Source organism: Streptomyces olivaceus (genome assembly GCF_000721235.1).
GTDB classification, from domain to species: domain Bacteria; phylum Actinomycetota; class Actinomycetes; order Streptomycetales; family Streptomycetaceae; genus Streptomyces; species Streptomyces olivaceus.
Window position 1 is genome coordinate 61,264 of sequence record NZ_JOFH01000024.1, and the last position, 18,448, is coordinate 79,711.

The 18,448-nt window shown below is 75.2% G+C and carries 11 protein-coding genes and 1 pseudogene; 10 read left to right on the top strand and 2 right to left on the bottom strand.

Annotated elements, in window-relative coordinates; genetic code table 11:
* Positions 1 to 82: 82 nt before the first annotated feature.
* The gene (locus tag IG94_RS0125635; RefSeq protein ID WP_031041694.1) at positions 83 to 1,582 is read left to right on the top strand and encodes an SCO1417 family PLP biosynthesis transcription factor; all 1,500 of its coding nucleotides are present in this window, start codon (positions 83 to 85) and stop codon (positions 1,580 to 1,582) included.
* 689 nt (positions 1,583 to 2,271) lie between these two features.
* Here the strand turns inward: IG94_RS0125635 and IG94_RS0125645 are convergent.
* Together IG94_RS0125645 and IG94_RS0125650 are read right to left on the bottom strand one after the other, a co-directional pair.
* Positions 2,272 to 3,798: pseudogene (locus IG94_RS0125645) on the bottom strand (hypothetical protein); the annotation flags it as partial.
* Between the two features lie 52 nt (positions 3,799 to 3,850).
* Positions 3,851 to 4,045 (bottom strand): hypothetical protein, encoded by a 195-nt coding sequence (locus tag IG94_RS0125650; protein WP_003977410.1) that lies wholly within the window; start codon positions 4,043 to 4,045, stop codon positions 3,851 to 3,853.
* 196 nt (positions 4,046 to 4,241) lie between these two features.
* On the opposite strand from IG94_RS0125650, the gene IG94_RS0125655 reads away from it, so the two are divergent.
* From IG94_RS0125655 to IG94_RS0125700, 9 genes are all read left to right on the top strand, one after another.
* Positions 4,242 to 4,634, top strand: coding sequence for an ankyrin repeat domain-containing protein (locus IG94_RS0125655; RefSeq protein ID WP_031041697.1), 393 nt, complete (start codon positions 4,242 to 4,244; stop codon positions 4,632 to 4,634).
* 332 nt (positions 4,635 to 4,966) lie between these two features.
* Complete coding sequence (locus IG94_RS0125660; RefSeq protein WP_031041700.1) at positions 4,967 to 6,385, top strand: hypothetical protein; 1,419 nt, start codon at positions 4,967 to 4,969, stop codon at positions 6,383 to 6,385.
* Positions 6,386 to 6,800: 415 nt separating this feature from the next.
* Positions 6,801 to 7,928, top strand: a complete 1,128-nt coding sequence (locus IG94_RS0125665) for a glycosyltransferase family 4 protein (protein WP_031041703.1) — start codon at positions 6,801 to 6,803, stop codon at positions 7,926 to 7,928.
* The gene (locus IG94_RS0125670; RefSeq protein ID WP_031041706.1) at positions 7,925 to 9,085 is read left to right on the top strand and encodes a glycosyltransferase; all 1,161 of its coding nucleotides are present in this window, start codon (positions 7,925 to 7,927) and stop codon (positions 9,083 to 9,085) included. The genes IG94_RS0125665 and IG94_RS0125670 overlap by 4 nt, the downstream gene beginning before the upstream one ends.
* Complete coding sequence (locus tag IG94_RS0125675; protein WP_031041709.1) at positions 9,082 to 9,930, top strand: SGNH/GDSL hydrolase family protein; 849 nt, start codon at positions 9,082 to 9,084, stop codon at positions 9,928 to 9,930. Before IG94_RS0125670 ends, IG94_RS0125675 begins: the two co-directional genes overlap by 4 nt.
* 289 nt (positions 9,931 to 10,219) lie before the next feature.
* Positions 10,220 to 10,915: a GntR family transcriptional regulator gene (locus tag IG94_RS0125680; protein WP_031041712.1), complete on the top strand. Its 696-nt coding sequence runs from the start codon at positions 10,220 to 10,222 to the stop codon at positions 10,913 to 10,915.
* Positions 10,916 to 11,081: 166 nt separating this feature from the next.
* Positions 11,082 to 12,608, top strand: coding sequence for a hypothetical protein (locus IG94_RS0125685; protein WP_031041715.1), 1,527 nt, complete (start codon positions 11,082 to 11,084; stop codon positions 12,606 to 12,608).
* A gap of 136 nt (positions 12,609 to 12,744) precedes the next feature.
* Positions 12,745 to 13,635 (top strand): hypothetical protein, encoded by an 891-nt coding sequence (locus tag IG94_RS0125695; protein ID WP_031041720.1) that lies wholly within the window; start codon positions 12,745 to 12,747, stop codon positions 13,633 to 13,635.
* A gap of 94 nt (positions 13,636 to 13,729) precedes the next feature.
* Positions 13,730 to 18,397: a hypothetical protein gene (locus tag IG94_RS0125700; protein WP_031041725.1), complete on the top strand. Its 4,668-nt coding sequence runs from the start codon at positions 13,730 to 13,732 to the stop codon at positions 18,395 to 18,397.
* Positions 18,398 to 18,448: the final 51 nt, after the last annotated feature.

Here is an 18,448-nt window from a genome sequence, read left to right on the forward strand (position 1 = left end):
GGTAGTGGCCTGCTGCATGACACCCTGTGGCTTGACGGAGAAGGCCAACCAGGGCCAATTCGGAGAGGGTGGACTGATTTCCATGGCGCAGTGGACCTCCGCGGTCGGGGCGGGCCAACTGGCCCGGCTGCTCGGCTCGCAGCAGGACCGTCCGGCCGGGCCCGGCACCCGTCGCCCACCCGCCTATCGTGCGCTCGCCGACGGCATCCGGCTCCTGGTGCTGGAGGGCCGCGTCCCGGTCGCCGCCCGGCTGCCCGCCGAACGGGAACTGGCCCTCGCCCTGACCGTCAGCCGCACCACCGTCGCCGCCGCCTACGAGGCGCTGCGGGCCGAGGGTTTCCTGGAGTCGCGGCGGGGCGCGGGCAGCTGGACCGCCGTGCCGGCCGGGAACCCCCTGCCGGCACGCGGCCTGGAACCGCTGCCGCCGGAAGCGCTGGGCTCGGTGATCGACCTGGGCTGCGCCGCCCTGCCCGCCCCCGAGCCCTGGCTCACCCGGGCCGTGCAGGGCGCGCTGGAGGAACTGCCGCCCTACGCGCACACGCACGGCGACTACCCGGCCGGGCTGCCCGCGCTGCGCACGATGATCGCCGAGCGGTACACCGCGCGCGGGATCCCGACGATGCCCGAGCAGATCATGGTGACCACGGGCGCGATGGGTGCCATCGACGCCATCTGCCACCTCTTCGGCGGACGCGGCGAACGCATCGCGGTGGAGTCGCCCTCGTACGCCAACATCCTCCAGCTGATGCGCGAGGCCGGGGCCCGGCTGGTCCCCGTCGCGATGGCCGAGGGACTCGCCGGGTGGGACGTGGACCGCTGGCGCCAGGTGCTGCGCGAGGCCGCTCCCCGGATCGCCTACGTGGTCGCCGACTTCCACAACCCCACCGGCGCGCTCGCCGACGACGACCAGCGCCGCCGGCTGGTGGACGCGGCCCGGGCGGCGGGGACGGTGCTCGTCGCCGACGAGACGATGAGCGAGCTGCGGCTGGACGACGACGTGGAGAGGCCGCGCCCCGTCTGCGCCTTCGACCCGGCCGGGTCCACGGTCGTCACCGTCGGTTCCGCGAGCAAGGCCTTCTGGGCCGGGATGCGCATCGGCTGGGTCCGCGCCGCCCCCGACGTCGTCCGCAGCCTGGTCGCCGCGCGCGCCTACGCCGACATGGGCACGCCGGTGCTGGAGCAGCTCGCCGTGAACTGGCTGTTCAGTACCGGCGGCTGGGAGCAGGCTGTGACGGTGCGCCGCGCGCAGGCCCGGCAGAACCGCGACGAACTGGTGGCGGCGGTACGGCGGGAGCTGCCCGACTGGGAGTTCGAGGTGCCCCGCGGCGGGCTGACCTTGTGGGTGCGGACCGGCGGCCTCTCGGGCTCCCGGCTCGCCGAGGCGGGGGAGCGGGTCGGCGTGCGGGTCCCGTCCGGGCCGCGCTTCGGCGTCGACGGTGCCTTCGAGGGGTATGTCCGGCTGCCGTTCACGGTCGGCGGTGCGGTGGCCGAGGAGGCGGCGGCACGTCTGGCCGCGGCGGCCCGGCTGGTGGAGAAGGGCGGCGTCGGGGGCGGCGAGGCGCCGGGGACGTTCGTGGCGTAGGCCCGCCGGGTCGCCGCCTCCGCGGAATGAGTCGGCGGACGGGCCCCGACCGGAGGGGCTGCGAAGGCCCGGCGGCCGGGCCCGACCGCGGGCGGTGCGGGAACGCGGCGCGGTGCCGGGGCGAAGCGGTGGGTCGTGCCGCCGCCCCGGCCACGGCGTCAGGAGGTCTCCGCCGCGACCGCCTCAGCGGGGACGGTCTCCCTTGCGGGAGCGGTGTCTGCCGTAATCGTCTCCCGCGTGGAGGACGTGTCCGCCGGAATGGTCTCCCGCGCGGGAGGGGTGTCTGAGGGGACGGTCTCCTCGGCGGGAGCAGTGGCCCCGCCGACCGGGTCGGCATCCGCACGCCCCGCCGCTTCCCCCGTGGCCGGAGAGGTTCCGGCGTCCTCCGCGGCCCCCTCACGCCTGCCGGCCGCCGCTGCCCGGGCGGTCTGCTTCTCCTTCTCCATGGTCACCGGACTCGAGGCCACCGAATCAGCTGTCGCCGGACTCGTGGTCACCGACTCCGTGGTCATCGGTTCCGTCGATCCCGGTGTCATCGGTCCCGGTCCCGGTCCCGTCCGCCCCCGCTCCATCGACCCCGCTTCCCTCTGCACCGAATCCATCGCCGTCGGTCCCGTGGGGACCGGCTCCTTCTCCATGGACAGCGGCTCCGGCCCCTCCTTCGCCGCCGCTTCCGGAGGGACCGGGGCCTGCTCCCCGTCCGCAGGCGTGGTGCGCGGCGGGAGCAGGTCGAGCACCGCCTGCCGGTGGGTGTCGCTGGTCGCGTCGTCGTAGGGGTCCGGAGTGGCCGGGACCTGGAGGCGGTGCACCGGTCCGCGGCCCAGGCGGGCGTAGCCGCGGCCGGGCGGCACCTGGTCGACGGGCGTGGTGTGCGGGGGAGCGCCCAGCACCGTGGTCAGCTCGTCCACCGTGGCCGGGCCGAGGACGACACGCGCGCGCGTGTGCTGCCGTACGGCGTCGGTGAGGCCCTCCAGGGCGTCCAGTTGGTCGGCGACGACCACGGTCACGTTCGCGGCCCGCCCGTGCCGCAGCGGGACCTGGAGCAGGGTCTGCGGGTCCCTGCGGCCGTCCGTGCCCGCCAGGTGCGTGAAAGCGGTCGGACGGTCCAGGAAGACCCACAGCGGGCGCCGGGTGTCGTCCGGCGCCGCCAGACCCTCCTGACGGGCGCGGTTGACGGAGATCAGCCGGCGCTCGGTCTCGGCGGCTGCCCACTCCAGGCTGGTCAGCGCCCCGGTGAGGCCGCACTCGACGGCCAGCACGCCGTCCCGGCCGACGAGGCAGGCGTACTCGCCGGTGCCGCCGCCGTCGACGATCAGCAGGTCGCCGTGGTGCAGCGCCTGGAGGGCGACCGAGCGCAGCAGGGTGGACGTGCCGGTGCCGGGCTGCCCCAGGACCAGCAGGTGGGGCTCGGTCGAGCGGATGCCGGTGCGCCACACGACCGGCGGTACGTCCCGCCGCTCCGCGCCGTGGGTGAGCGGGAGGGTGCGCTGGACCCTGGTCGGGTCGGTGAAACCGAGGACGGTCTCGCCGGGCGCCGTCACGAAGCGCTGGGCGGCGATGTCGGTGGGCAGCGCCGGGAGCACGTCGACGGTCAGGTGGTTGGCCTCCTCGTCCCACTCGAAGTGGTACTCGCGTCCCCGGCCGGACTTCGCGGTGAGCAGGTGCTCGATCCGGGCCCGCGTGTCCGCCTCCCCGTCCCTGAAGTGGGCGGGGTAGCGGATCACCAGGTGGGAGACGCGTCCGCCGTCGTCGAAGCCGTACGCCGGGAACGCCCCCTCCCACGCGCCGCCGTGGGAGTACAGCGGGTCGGGGTCCTCGGCGAGCTGGAAGTACGGGACCAGTGCCTCGTAGAGCGACTGCAGGCGCCCGGCCCCGGCGGTGTCGGGGCCCTCGGGCGCCGCCGGGGTGCGGTCCCTGCCCTGCCAGGCCGCCGCCGCCATCAGCGAGACGACGGCGAGCAGCGGGCCGTACGGCACGAGCGCCACGACCAGGACCACCGAGGCCACCAGGAACAGCAGCGCGCCGCGCCGGTCCTTGGGGGTCTCGGTCCATCTGCGCCGAGCGGCCGCGGCCAGCCTGCGCAGACCGCGGGCGATCGTGATCAACGGCTGGAGGACGTCGGTGGCGCCGTCGGCCGCCGTCCGGGCCAGCTCCCGGCTCCGGGCGAGCTGTGCGCCGCCGTTGCTCAGAATGCGGGGGAGGGGCCGCCGGGCCACTGCTGCCTCCTGGAAGTGCGTACGTGCGGGCGTCGGGCAGGGGAGCGGGGCGTCAGAACTTGATTCCGCCGAGAAGGCCCGCCAGGCTCTCGCCGCCCGCCTTGATGCTCGGGGCGATGGCCGTGCTGGCGAGGTAGAACCCGAACAGCACCGCCACGAGCGCGTGCGAGGCCTTCAGGCCGTCCTTGCGGAAGAAGATGAAGACGACGATGCCGAGCAGGACCACGCCTGAGATCGAGAGGATCATGTGAGTTCTCCTGGTTCACGGGGACAGTCACCATGAGTACTTCCAGGCTCACAGGATGTATCTATACGATAAAAGGTGCAAACGGGCGAAATTCGCCGGAATTGCCCCGGGTGGCGGAGTACTCCTTGGTCCGGTCGGGCTTCCCGCGAGCCAGTACCCTGGCGATTCGCACGCACAGTGAGAGGTGGTCCAGTCGATGAGTGAAGCCCCCGACCCCGAGGTCGTGGAGCTGGCGACCAAGATCTTCGATCTGGCCCGGCAAGGGCGGACCGAGGAACTGGTGGCGTATGTGGACGCCGGCGTTCCGGCCGACCTCACCAACGACCGCGGTGACTCCCTCGTCATGCTCGCCGCCTATCACGGCCACGCCGACGCGGTGCGCGCGCTGCTGAGCCGCGGCGCCGACGCCGACCGCGTCAACGACCGGGGGCAGACGCCCCTCGCCGGTGCCGCCTTCAAGGGCGAGACGGAAGTGACCAGAGCGCTTCTGGAGGCCGGCGCGGACCCCGCCGCGGGAACTCCGTCGGCCGTCGACACGGCTCGGATGTTCGCCCGGACGGAGCTGCTGGAGCTCTTCGGCGCTCAGTGACCGGACGCCGGCGCGGATCTTCTTCAGGTCCCGCCCGTCCACTGTGACCAGGTAGAACACTCAAAACGGGGGAGGCGGTACAGGGCCGCCGAAATTTCGGTCGCGGCAGATGTGACCGCCGGGCCATCATGACGACGTGGTTCACGGACGTGATGGCTGGGCAGGTGTTGCCGCACCGCGCGGGCCGTGACACGGCCCGCAAGGGCCACCGACGAGAGGCAGGAACATGGTCTTCGGCAAGCAAGAGACGACGGGCGCTCCGACGTGTTGGCGCACGGCCAGGTAACGCGTGCTCCCCGGTTGCGTCGACGCTTGATGTGAGGCTGTTTCCCATGTTCGATCCGGTCATAGCGCCCAGCGGTACGCTGCTCGGCCTGCTCCAGCGGGGTCGCGGCGACGGCACGCTGCACGCGCTCACCGCCCCGCGCCCCGAGGCGCTGGCGGCGCTGAACCACTGCGTGCTCCACGACCCCCGCCACGACTGGCAGGTCGAGAACCGCTCCCTCTACTACGCCCGCCTCTACCTCGACCTGAACGGCGAGCTGGACGCGATCGAGGCCCATCTCTTCGACCCCGAGGACGTCCTGGACGCCGACGAGTCGCGCACCGGCCTCGCCCTCGCCGTCCTCGGCCACCTCGCCTCGTACGGCAGGCTGGACGCCCTCCAACTGCTGCGCCGGTACGCCGCGCACGGCGTCAACTGGGCCTGGGCCCTGGACGAACTGGCGCTGCGCGACGACGACGCCGGACTGCGCGCCCTCGCTGCGCCGGTCCTGGCCCGCTTTCCGCGCGACCCCGAGGGAGAGGCCGAACTGGCCGTCGCCGTGCGGGACGCCTTCGAGCCCCGGCCCTGGCGCCTGTGGGCCGACGACCCCCGCGAATCGATCGCCACGCGCGTGCGTGCCGCCCAGGAGACGGGCTGTTTCGACCGCTGGCAGCGGCAGCTGAACCCCACCGGCCCGCGTCCCGGCTGGAGCGTGCGGGCCGTCTTCGACTGGGCCGACCAGGGCATCGGGCGCGGTACCCCGCTCCACGTGCCCGCCGCCCGCTGCCTTCTCGCCGTCGCCGGTCCCGAAGACCGGCCGGAGATCCTCGAAGCCGCGCGCTTCGGCACCGAGGGCGCCCGCTGCACCGCCCTGCACTACCTCGCCGACGGCAACGACCCGGACGCCCTCGCACTGATCGAGGCCGCCGTGGCCGCCGGCTCCGGCCCGGTCGTGGAGGCCGCCGTGGCCGCCTACGAGCGCATGCGCAGCCTCGCCGCCGTCGACCGGGCCCGCGGCTGGGTGCACCGGCCCGACGCCCTGGGCGCCGCCGCCGGGCGGGTGCTCGCCTGCCGGGGCGCCGCGCAGGACCGCGACCTGGTCCTCGCCGCGCTGCGGGAGGCCGTACGCGGGGAAGGCCCCGACGCGCCGACCCTGTGGACCCTCGTCGACGGCACCGGACGGCTCGGCATCGCCTGCGCCGCCCCCGTACTGCGCCACGTCTACCGCGAGACCGCCTCCTCCCATCTGCGCGGCCGGGCTGCCCGCGCCCTCGCCGCCACCGATCCCTCCTTCGCCGCCGGCTTCGCCATCGAGTGCCTGTGGGACTGCGAGGAGACCACCCGAGAGGTCGCCGCCCGCCACGCCGAGACCGGCGACAACCGCGTCGTCGAACGGCTGCGCAGGCTCGCCGCCGATCCGGCCGAGGAGGACGAGGTCCAGACGGCCGTACGCAGCCGCTTCGGACCGGACGCCCCCGCCGTCTGAGAGACTCACCGGACCCGCCGGACCCACCCGCCCCGTCGGACTCGCCGACCGGGCGTGGGCGGGTCCGCACCGGGCGGTGGGTCGGCAGGGGCTTGTACCGCGTGGTGGACGGTTACTGGCGGCGCGGCGGACCGCTGGAGGGCTGCCCCCGCGGCACACGGTTACGGATCCGTTCCCGCGCGGAGGGCGGGTGCGGGTCTGGTGACGGTGGCCGGCGGGCAGGCGGCCGTGTCGTACGGGCACGGCTCCGCGCGGGCACGCGGACCCCTCCGCATGAACGACTGATGGCCCCTCGGCCAGCCGGGCGTGGCCGGTGACCGACCCTTTCGCAGGGCCGTGCAACGCTCATGGGCCGTTCCCCGCCCGGAAAGATCGACGTTGACGCGAGCACGTCCAGTGCGGCGACAACACCGGTATGCGTGTCGTCATCGTGACCGAGTCCTTTCCCCCCGATGTGAACGGCGTCGCCCACTGCGCGCTCCAGACCGCCCGGCACCTCACCGACCGCGGCCACGACTGCCTTGTCGTCGCGCCGGCCACCGCCGCCGGCGGCCCGGCGGACGCGTCCGCCCCGTGCCCGGTCGTCCGGGTCCCCTCCCTCCCGCTCCCCGGCTACCCCCAGGTCCGCGTCGCCCTGCCCAGCCGGCGCGTCGCCGCCGCCATCGCCGAGCACCGCGCGGACGTCGTCCACCTGGCCAGTCCCTTCGTCCTCGGCGTCCGGGGCATGGCCGCCGCCGCCCGGCTCGGCGTTCCCGCCGTGGCCGTCTACCAGACCGACCTCGCCGGATACGCCCGTACGTACATGGGGGCCGGCGAGGCCGCCGCCTGGCGCCGTATCCGCTCCGTGCACTCCGCCGCCGAACTCACCCTGGCCCCCTCCAGCGCCGCCCTGCGCGACCTGCGGGCCCACGGGGTGCCCCGGGTCGAGCTGTGGCCCCGCGGAGTGGACACCGTCCGTTTCCGGCCCGGCCGGCGTGACGAGGCGCTGCGCCGCGAACTCGCGCCGAACGGCGAGCTGATCGTCGGCTACGTCGGCCGCCTCGCCCCCGAGAAGCAGGTCGAACTGCTCTCCGGCGCCTGCGCCCTGGACGGCGTGCGCGTCGTGGTCGTCGGGGACGGACCCAGTCGGCCGGGACTGGAGGCCGCGCTGCCGGGCGCGGTCTTCCTCGGCCGCCGCACCGGAGACGACCTCGCCCGGGTCTTCGCCTCCCTGGACGTCTTCGCGCACACCGGCCCCTTCGAGACCTTCTGCCAGACGGTGCAGGAGGCCATGGCCAGCGGCGTGCCCGTCGTCGCGCCCGCCGCGGGCGGCCCGCTGGACCTCGTCGCCCACGGACGCACCGGCCTGCTGGTGCCGCCGCGCGACGCGGACGCGGTACGGGACGCGGTGTGGTCCCTGACGGCGGATCCCGACCTGCGCGCCGCGTACGGGGCGGCCGGCCGGGCCGCCGTCGAGCAACGCACCTGGGCGGCCGTCGGCGACCGGCTGATCGGTCACTACACGGACGTGCTCGCCGCGCGGAAGGCGGTGCTGGCGGCATGAACGCGCTGCGCATCGTCCGGCTCGCCAACTTCGTCGCTCCCGCCTCCGGGGGCCTGCGCACCGCGCTGCGCGAGCTGGGCCGCGGATACCGGGCGGCGGGACACGACCCCGTCCTCGTCGTCCCCGGCGCCCACGCCGACGACCGGGAGACCGAGCAGGGCAGGGTGATCACGCTCCCCGGGCCGCTGCTGCCCGGCACCGGCGGCTACCGCCTCCTGACCGGCAGCCGGCAGGTGGCCGCCCTGCTGGAGGAGCTGGCCCCCGACCGCCTGGAGGTGGCCGACCGCACGACCCTGCGCTGGACCGGCAGGTGGGCCCGGCGGGCCAGGGTCCCCGCAGTGATGGTCTCCCACGAGACCGCCGACGGGGTCCTGCGCACCTGGGGCCTGCCCGAGCCCGCGGCCCGGCGCGCCGCCGACGCCCTCAACATCCGTACGGCACACAGCTACGCGCGCGTGGTGTGCACCACGGAGTTCGCCGCGCGCGAGTTCGTCCGCATCGGTGCGCGCAACGTCGTACGCGCGCCCCTGGGCGTCGACCTGGCCGGGCGGCACCCGGCGCTGCACGACCCCCGGCTGCGCGCCCGGTACGCCCGCGCGGACGAGACCCTGCTGGTGATGTGCTCCAGGCTGTCCGTGGAGAAGCGGCCCGGTACGGCGTTCGACGCGCTCGACGCGCTGCGACGGCGCGGCGGGCGCGCGGCACTGGTGGTGGCCGGGGACGGTCCGCTGCGTCCGCGGCTCGAACAGCGGGCGCGGGAGCGGGCACTACCGGTGACCTTCCTGGGGCACCTCGCCGACCCCGGAGCGCTCGGCGTGCTCCAGGCCAGTGCCGACGTGTGCCTGGCGCCCGGTCCGGCCGAGACCTTCGGGCTCGCGGCGCTGGAGGCGATGGCGTCCGGCACGCCGGTGGTGGCCAGCGCGTCGTCGGCGCTGTCCGAGGTGATCGGCTCCGCCGGGGCCGTCGCCGCCGACCATGGCGAGGCGTTCGCGGACGCCGTGGAGCTGGTCCTCGCACGCGGGGAGGCGGACCGGCGCGGGGCGGCACGCGCGCGTGCCGAGTGCTTCGGCTGGGACGCGGCGGTCGAGGCCTTCCTGGGCGCGCACGACGCGACGCTGCCCACCCGTCCCGCGCTGCTGCCGGGGGCCGCCCCGTGAGACGCCTGCGTTTCGTCGCCCTCGGCGACTCGCTGACCGAGGGCGTGGGCGACCCGGTGGGCGACCGGTGGCGCGGCTGGGCCGCGCTCCTCGCCGCCGGGCTCGCCGAGGAGCCCGTCGATTTCACCAACCTCGCCCGCAGCGGTGCGCAGACCCGGGACGTCGCCGAGCGGCAGCTGCCCGCCTGCCTCGCGCTGCGGCCCGACCTCGTGTCCGTCGTCGTCGGCGTCAACGACACCCTGCGCCGCACCTTCGACCTCGGCGCCGTCGCCACGCGGCTCGACACGGTGTACGCCGCCTGCGCCGGGCGGGGCGCCCTGCTGCTCACGGCGTGCCTGCCGGACCCCGGGGCGATGCTGGGGCTGCCGGCCGCGCTCGCCCGGCCGCTGGCCCGGCGGCAGCGCGCGGTCAACGCCGTGGTCCACGCCCTGTCCGCCCGGTACGGGGCCGTGCACCTGCACGTGTGCGAGGGCGACTGGATCACGGACCGCGCCCTGTGGAGCGCGGACCGGCTGCACCCCGGCGAGCGCGGCCACCGCAGGCTGGCCCTGCGCTTCCACGAACTGCTCGCCGAGGACGGCACCGCCACCGGTCCCGCGCCCTCGCCCGACGCCTCGTCACCCGCGCCCGGCCGGGCGGCCGGCCTGTGGTGGCTGGCCACCTCGGGCACCGGCTGGGTCGCCCGGCGCTGCACGGACCTGCTGCCCCAGCTCCTCGCCCTGGCCGCCGACGAACTGCGTCACCGCGCGCGCGGGACGACCGCCCGGCTCGACCTGCGCACCAGCACCGCGATCTCCACCGCCCTCGCGGCACTGACGACGACGGAACGGCAGGAGGCGGCCTGAGGACGCCGGGCGCGCGACTGCGCAACGGGCGGGCCGGGGACGGGGGCCGGTGGGCGGGCAGCTTTCCACGGGGAGGTGTTTCCACGGGGAGGCGGCGGAGTCGCCGGCCACCAGGCGTCGGCTCACGCCCCGGCCGGCGGCGCGGCGCTCATCGTCGCCGCCGAGGATCGTCATGATCAGCCGGGACGTCTTCGGCGGCGGCGGGACCTGCGGATCACCGTGCGGATCGATCAACGATCCCTCAATACCCTTGTTGTTTCGTTCTGGTTTCTGCGATTAGATTCCGGGCATGGCAGAGCAGTTGACGGGACTGGCCGACGACCGGGCCCTCCTCGGGCGCACCAGCACCGCCGAGCGGGTCTCGGACATCCTCAGGAGCCGGATAGCCGAGGGCTACTTCCCGCCCGGGACCCGGCTGTCGGAGGACAGCATCGGCGGCGCGCTCGGCGTCTCCCGCAACACCCTGCGCGAGTCGTTCCGGCTGCTCACCCACGAACGCCTCCTCGTGCACGAACTGAACCGCGGTGTCTTCGTCCGGGTGCTGACCGTCGAGGACGTGGAGGACATCTACCGCACCCGCTCCCTCGTCGAGTGCGCCGTCGTCCGCGGCCTCGGCGAGCCGCCGTACGTCCTGGACGGGCTCGCCGAAGCGGTCGAGGACGGGCGTCGCTCGGCCCGCGAGGGGGACTGGAAGGCCGTGGGCACGGCCAACATCCACTTCCACCGCGAACTGGTGGCCCTCGCCGGCAGCGAACGCACCGACGAGCTGATGCGCAGCGTCTTCGCCGAACTCCGCCTCGCCTTCCACGTCGTGGACGACCCACGGCGCCTGCACGAGCCGTACATCGCACGGAACGCGGAGCTCCTGAAGACGCTGCAGAACGGCGAGCGCGACGCGGCCGAACTGATGCTCGCGGTCTACCTCGACAACTCGCTCAAGCGGGTCGTGGAGGTCTACCTGCGCCGGGTCGGCGACGACGGGTAGCGGCGCCGGGACGCGAGCCGCGGCCACGGAGGCCGTGCCGCCCTCCTCCCTCTTCCGGGGACCGGGGCCTTCAGGGGGCCTTTTCCAGGGACCGGGGCCTTCCGGGGGCCGAGGCACATCTGCGTCGTTTGGGTCGATGTCAGACCGAGGACCTAGTCTGTGCACCGTGACTTCGCCTGCATCGACGGACCGCGTTCCGCCCCAGCTCAGCGCGGGGCTGCGCCCCGCACCGGGCCCGGCCGCCGACGAGGGGCTGGCGCGCCGGCTGCGCGCGCTGGCCTGCACGGCGCCGCTGCACGACCTCGACGCCCGCAAGGCCAACCTCGCGGGCGAGTACTCGGTGTACGGCATGGCGGAGGTCGCCCTCGCCGCCATCGATCTCGTCACGCTGAACATGGACTTCGACACGGGCGCCGATCACGACCAGATAGTGGCCAGGCTGATCCCGCGCGTCGCCGCCCAGGCCCCGCGCCGCCCCGCCGCCGAGCACGAGCGGGTGGCCCGCTGGGTCCTGGAGAACCTGATCAACGTCGGCAGTGTCGACCGCGGCTTTCGCGCGGTGTACGGCACCTTCGGACCGGACGGCACCTACGTCCGCCGCGACTACGACTTCAAGCTCCTGGAAGAGGTCCCCGGCCCCGGCGGCACCGTCTACCTGCGCACCACCGACGAGGCGGTCAACGTCCTCGTCGGAGCCCTGGACACCGACGTCACCAGCGCCCAGATCGCCGCCGAGGTGAAGCTGGAGGTGCTGATCAGCCGGGGCCGCCTCGCCGACGCCCAGCTCGCCGCCGAGCAGGCCCGCTACCGGACCGTGCAGTACTCGGAGACCCTGCGCCGCGCCCTGGACGCCACCCGGCGCAACGTCCGCGCGGTGGACTGGCTCAGCGCCGTCCCCGACATGATCGCCGAGGCCCTCGACCACGTAGCCGACCGGTACCGGCACGAGAACGCGATCCTCACCAACATCCGCAAGGCCCGGGACGAGACCGAGGACCCGGAGCACAAGCGCCGCGCCGCCGAGCTGGTCGACATTGTCAAGGACTGCATCCGACGCCACACTCAGCTCCAGTCCCGTCTCCTGGAGGCCGGCCCGCTCTTCCGTGCCGAACAGGACCGGCAGGCCTTCGCCACCCCCCTGACCACGTCCGGCCTCGACCTGTACGGCCATCTCGTCGCGCCCGTCCTGCCGTTGCCCCTGGAACGCGCGCTCCGCGTCACGGACGCCTTCTTCGCCCGCGGCACCGGCCTGCGCACGCCCGTCTCCGTCCGCGTCGGCGACCTCGTCGACCTGCTCCTGACGCCGCCCGCGGAGCGCGAGCACCTGGGCGCCGAAATGCCGGAACCCGACCTGATCGCCACCCCGGACGACAGCCGCTTCAGCGAGGAGCAGCTGGCCGCCGCCATGGAGCTGCTCGACCTGCCGCACGACGCCCCGCGCCGCCTGTCCGGACTGCTGGCCGACGCCCGCGCCCAGGACCCCGACCTGCCGTACCTCGTGGCGCTGCTGGCCGTCCACGCGGCCAGCCCGCCCGTGGGCACGGCCTACCGCCAGGGCGAGCCGAAGCTGCTCTTCGCCGTGGACGACGGCATCGAGCTGGACGACCCCGAGTTCGGCGGCGCCGACCTCGTCGTCGGCACGGCGCTCCTGGACGCGGCGGGCATGGCCGCCGACCGGACGGAGGCGGCATGACGGGCCCGCACCACCGCACCCGGGCCCGCGACCACCGGGACCGGCACCGGGCCGGGGACCGGCGACCGCACGGCACCGGCCCGAGCACCCGGCACCAACCCCCACACCAGCACCAGCACAGCGAGGAGTACCGACCGTGACCGAGCACGTCGACCGGAGCGAACCGGAGGCGGGTGCCGCGCCGTCCACCGCGGCCGTCACGCCCGCCGACGCCGCCGACGCCGCGCGGCTCGTCGCCTTCGGCCTCCAGCCCAAACTGCTGCCCGCCCGCGACCAGGAGTACGCCGACCTGCTGCGCAGGTACCGCGAGGACCCGCCCTTCGCCCGCCTCGCCGACGCCGTGGCCGCCGGCCTCGGCCTGGTCGTCCTGGAGGTGTCCCCGCGCGCGGGGATGGCCGTCACCGCCGCCGAGGACTCCGTGTTCGCCGTCCGCATGGGCGACTACGCCCGTCGCGCCGCCACCGATTCCGGCGACCGCTTCCTGCACGGCCTCGCCCACCTCGCCGTCGCCGCCATGGCCTACCCGCGCCCCGAGGACCTCGCCGACGACGGCTACATCGGCCGCGTCACGGTCAACGGTGTGGACGCCTTCGTCCGCCAGGCCTGCCGACGGCTGGAAGAACGGGCCGACGAGCAGGGCGAGAACACCGACCCGGCCACCGACGCCCCGGGGCTGGAGACCGCCTGGCGGATCTGGGCCCGCCGCAGCGCGACCGGTGCCACCAAGGACGCCCGCAGACTCCCCGGCTCCACCACCGGCATCGTCGGCAAGGCCGCCGCCTTCCTCACCGAGTCCGGCTTCCTCCAGCGCACCGGCGACGACCACGGCGGCACCTACCGCACCACCGCCCGCTACCAGCTCCAGGTGCGCGACATGGCGGGCAGCGCCGCCCTGGCCGAGTTGCTGGACCTGGGCGTCGTCCCGGTCACCGACGGCACCGCGACACTGCTGCCCGCCGAGGACACCGACGACATGGAGCTGGTGGCCGACGCCGGACTGCCGTTCCACTCCTCCTCCTCCTCCTGACCCCGCCCGACCCCGCGCCCCGCACGCGCCCTCCATCTCCCCGCCCCCACCTCCCGCCCTCCTCCGACTTCCCGAAGACTTACGAGAGTCCGCCATGTACGAGCTGTCCCGGGTCCGCCTCTACTCCATCGGACCCGCCGGTGCGCGCTACGCCGACACCGTGCTTGACCTGCGCGGCGTGGGCGAGGCCGTGCCCGACCCCGCGCCCACGCAGGCGGAGTTCTTCGAGGAGGAGCCGGTCGGCCCGCCGCGCCGGCCGGCCCCCGCGGGCGTGCTGTTCCTGGAGAACGGCGGCGGCAAGTCCGTCCTGCTCAAGCTGATCTTCTCGGTGATGCTGCCGGGCCACCGCAACACCCTGGGCGGCGCCAGCTCCGGCGTCCTGCGCAAGTTCCTGCTCGCCGACGACTGCGGACACGTGGCCCTGGAGTGGCAGCACGTGCAGACCGGCGAGTGCGTCGTCGTCGGCAAGGTCAGCGAGTGGCGCGGCCGGCAGGTCTCGGGCGACCCCCGCAAGTTCGCCGAGGCCTGGTACTCCTTCCGGCCGGGCCCCGGACTGACCCTGGACAACCTGCCCGTCGCCGAGGGCACCGCCGTACGCCCGCCCGTCGAAGGCGTCTCCGGCGCGCAGGGCAGGCGGCGCACCATGAAGGGCTTCCGGGACGCCCTCACCGAGGCCGGCAAGGCCTACCCGCACCTGGAGGTGCACTGGGAGGAGATCCACGACCGCTGGATCGAGCACCTCGGCGACCTCCGCCTCGACCCGGAACTCTTCCGCTACCAGCGCGAGATGAATGCCGACGAGGGCGAGGCCGCCGGCCTCTTCGCGGTCAAGAAGGACTCGGACTTCACCGACCTGCTGCTGCGTGCCGTCACCGACACCCGGGACACCGACGGGCTCGCCGACCTCGTCAGCGGCTTCGGCAACAAACTCGGCCGCCGCGCCGAGCTCATCGCCGAACGCGACTTCACCGCCGGCTCCGTCGACCTCCTCGGCCGTATCGTCGAGGCCGCCGACGCCCGCGCCCGCGCGCGGGACATCCACACCGCCGCCGAACGCCGCACCAGGAGCCTCGCCCGCCGGCTGTCCGCGCGCGGCGCCCAGGAGCGACTGCGGGCCGGCGACCTCGCCCAGCGGGTCACCGCCGCCGCGTACGCCGTCACACACGCCGAGTCGGCCCGGGACCGCAGCGCCCTCGTCGCCGCCGAACTCGCCTACCGGCACGCCTCGCTGGCCCTGACCGGCGCCGAGAAGTCCGCCGCCGCCCAGAAGCGCGAACTCGCCGAGGCCCGCACCCTGCACGCCGCCTGGCAGGCCGCCGAGACCGTCCTGCGCCACCGCGCCGCCGCCGACCGCGTCGCCCGCGTGTCCGCCGCCATCCGGGAGGCCGAGCGGGACGCGGCACCCGCGCTCGCCGCCCGCACCGAGGCGGCCGTCGCACTCGTGCGTGCCCTGCACGCGGCGGCCGGCCGGTCCGAGCAGCACGCCAACGAGGAGGAGGAGCGCTCCGCCGGGCTCCAGGAGGTCAGCGACGCCGCCCACCGCGACTCCACGGCCGCCGCCACCGAGGCCCAGCGCGCCCGCAGCGAGGCCGGACACCTGCGCCAGCGCCTCACCGAGGTCGAGCAGGAGACCGCCGAGGCCGTCCGTGCCGGCTGGCTCGACGACAGCGCGCCCGACGCCGATCCTGCGCGGGCCGCGCTCGCCGCCAGCGACGCCGAGAAGACGACCGTCGCGGCCTGGGACACCGCCCGCGAGGCCGCCCGCCGGGCCACCGAGCACGCGCGCGAGGCGGCCGGCGCCGAGAGCCGTGCCGAACTGACCGCGGCCCGCGCCGCCGACGCCGCCACCGCGGCCGGACACGCACACGAGGCCGAACGCCGTACGGCCGAGGCCCTGGCCGCCGAGGACCGCCTCGCGGAACTGCTCGGCCTGGCCGCCGAAAGCCGCCCCGGCATCCCGCAGCCCCGCCGGGACGCCGACCGCGACCTGAGCGCCGCGCCCAGGACCGCCGACGGCGCCCTCACCCCCGAGGAACTCGACCGCTTCGCCGACGAACTGCGCGAACTGCTCGACGACACCGTCTCCTCCGCCGAGCGCCAGCTGTTCGATCTGCGCACCGCCGCCGCCGACGACTCCCGCATCCTCGGCGCGCTCGGCGACGGCGGACTCCTGCCGCCCGGCCCCGACGTGCTGGCCACCGTGGAGTTCCTCGGCGAGCACGGCATCCCCGCCCTGCCCGGCTGGCGCTACCTCGCGCAGGCCGTCGACCCCGCCGACCACGCGCGCGTGCTGGCGGCCCGCCCCGAGCTGGTCGACGGCGTGATCATCACCGACCCCGACTCCCACACCCGCGCCCGCGAGGCCCTCGGCGACGCCGCCCTGCTGCCGCGCTCCGCCGTCGCCGTCGGCACCGCCGCCGCTCTCCTCGCCCCCACTCCGTCTCCCGGGGCGGACACCGGCGACGTCTTCCTCGTACCGCCGAACCCCGCGATGCACGACGAGCACGCCGCCGACGAGGAGCGGCACGCGCTGCGCGCGCGGGCGACCTCGCGGGACGAGGAGATCCGCACCCTCGCCGCCCGGCTCGGCAAGGACCGGGAGCTGGCGGCGAGGCTCGCGTCCTGGCGCACCGGCTGCCCCGCCGGACGCCTCGCGGAACTGGCCCGGAGCGCCGAGGAGGCGAGCGCCTTCGCCGAGGAGGCCGAGGCCGAGCTGACCGAGGCGCGCACCGCGCGGGCGGAGGCCGACGAGGACGCCGCCGAGGCCGTGCACCTGCGGGACGAGCGGCAGGAGGCCGCGCAGAAGGCCCGGCGCGCCGCCGACGCCCTCGCCGGGCTCGCCTTCCGGCTGCGTGAACGGGCCGGCTGGCAGGTCAGGGTCCGCGAACTCGCCGACGAGGGTGCCGAGGCCGAGGCCCGCGCCCAGGCCTGCCTCGACCGGGCCCGTGCCGCCGACGAGGACCGCCGTGCCGCCCAGCGCGCCGCCGACGACGCCCGCCGCACCGCCCGCGCGCTGCGTGCCGAGCGCTCCGAGATCGCCGGCGCCCCCGACGACGTACCGGACGAGACGTCCGGGGGCGGTCACGGGGCACCGAAGGCGAAGGCGTCCCTGCCCGACCTCCGCGAGGCCCACCGTGCCGCCTCCCAGGTGTACGAGAAGGTCGGCGTCGGCGCCGACCTGCGCGCCGAGCAGGCCCGCGCGGAGAGCGACGAGAGCGCCGCGCGCGCGGAGCTGGACCGGCTCAGCAACAAGGTCCGCACCCGCGCCGGGCAGCTCCTGGAGTCGCCCGACGGCTCCGACGGGCCCTCCCGGCAGGCCGCCGCCGCCCGTGCCGAGGAACTGGTACAGCTCCTGGAGACCCGCATGTCCAGCGCGAGCGAACAGCTCGGGCGGCTGCGCGGCGAGGCCGAGCGGCACGCCCCTGAGGACGGCGATGCCCACACCGGCCTCCCCGAGGAACTCCTCCCGCGCGACGCCGAACACGCCCAGACCCTGCTGCGCACCGCGACCGCCGAACTCGCCGCCCGCACCGAGGCGCTCGCCCAGGCCCGCGAGGCGCACGCCGAACTGCTCGACGCCCACCGCGCCGCCGAGGACGCCGCCGGCGGCTTCGACGAGACCGCCGCCATGCTCCGCGACATGCTGCGCGAACACGGCCCCGAGGAAGAGCAGGAGGAACCCGAGCCCTACCCGGCCGGTCCGGAGGAGGCCCGCCACTCGGCCGCCGAGGCACGCCGTTCGCTGCGCGGCTGCGCCGCCGACCTCTCCGCCGCCGAGGCAGCCGTCCGCGAGGCCGGCGACGTCCTGGTCCGGCACGCCAACTCCACCCGCTACGAGCAGGTCCGCACCCCAGCCCGCCAGCAGATCCGCGAACTGCCCGCCGCCACGCTGCCCGAGCACGCCGCCAAGTGGGCGGACGCCTTCGCGCCCCGCCTCCGCGTCCTCACCGACGAGCTGGCGCAGCTGGAACGCAACCGCGACTCGATCGTGGACCGGCTGCGCGGCCTGGTCGAGTCGGCGCTCGCCACCCTCCGCTCCGCCCAGCGGCTCTCCCGGCTGCCGGAAGGGCTCGGCGAGTGGTCCGGGCAGGAGTTCCTGCGCATCCGCTTCGAGGAACCCGACCAGGCCACCCTCACCGAGCGCCTCGGCGAGGTCGTCGACGGCGCCACCCGCGCCGCCGTGAAGAAGAACTCCGACCTGCGCCGCGACGGGATGTCCCTGCTGCTGCGGGGCGTCGCCGCCGCCCTGCAGCCCAAGGGCGTCGCCGTCGAGATCCTCAAGCCCGACGCCGTACTGCGCGCCGAACGCGTCCCCGTCGGCCAGATGGGCGACGTCTTCTCCGGCGGCCAGCTGCTCACCGCCGCCATCGCCCTGTACTGCACGATGGCCGCCCTGCGCAGCAACGACCGGGGCCGCGACCGGCACCGCCACGCCGGCACTCTGTTCCTCGACAACCCCATCGGCCGCGCCAACGCCACCTACCTGCTGGAGTTGCAGCGCGCCGTGTCCGACGCGCTCGGCGTCCAGCTCCTGTACACCACCGGCCTGTTCGACACGACCGCACTGGCGGAGTTCCCGCTGGTCATCCGCTTGCGCAACGACGCCGACCTGAGGGCGGGACTGAAGTACATCAGCGTGGAGGAGCACCTGCGGCCCGGCCTGCCCCAGCCCGCCCCGGCCGTCGACGGGGAGGGCGAGGCGGTGCACAGCGAGATCACGGCGACCCGCATGTTCAAACGCCCCACCCAGCCGCCGGCCTAGGGGGCGTCGTTTGGATCTTGCCAAGGCACCGTTGCCTGGAACCGACCAGAT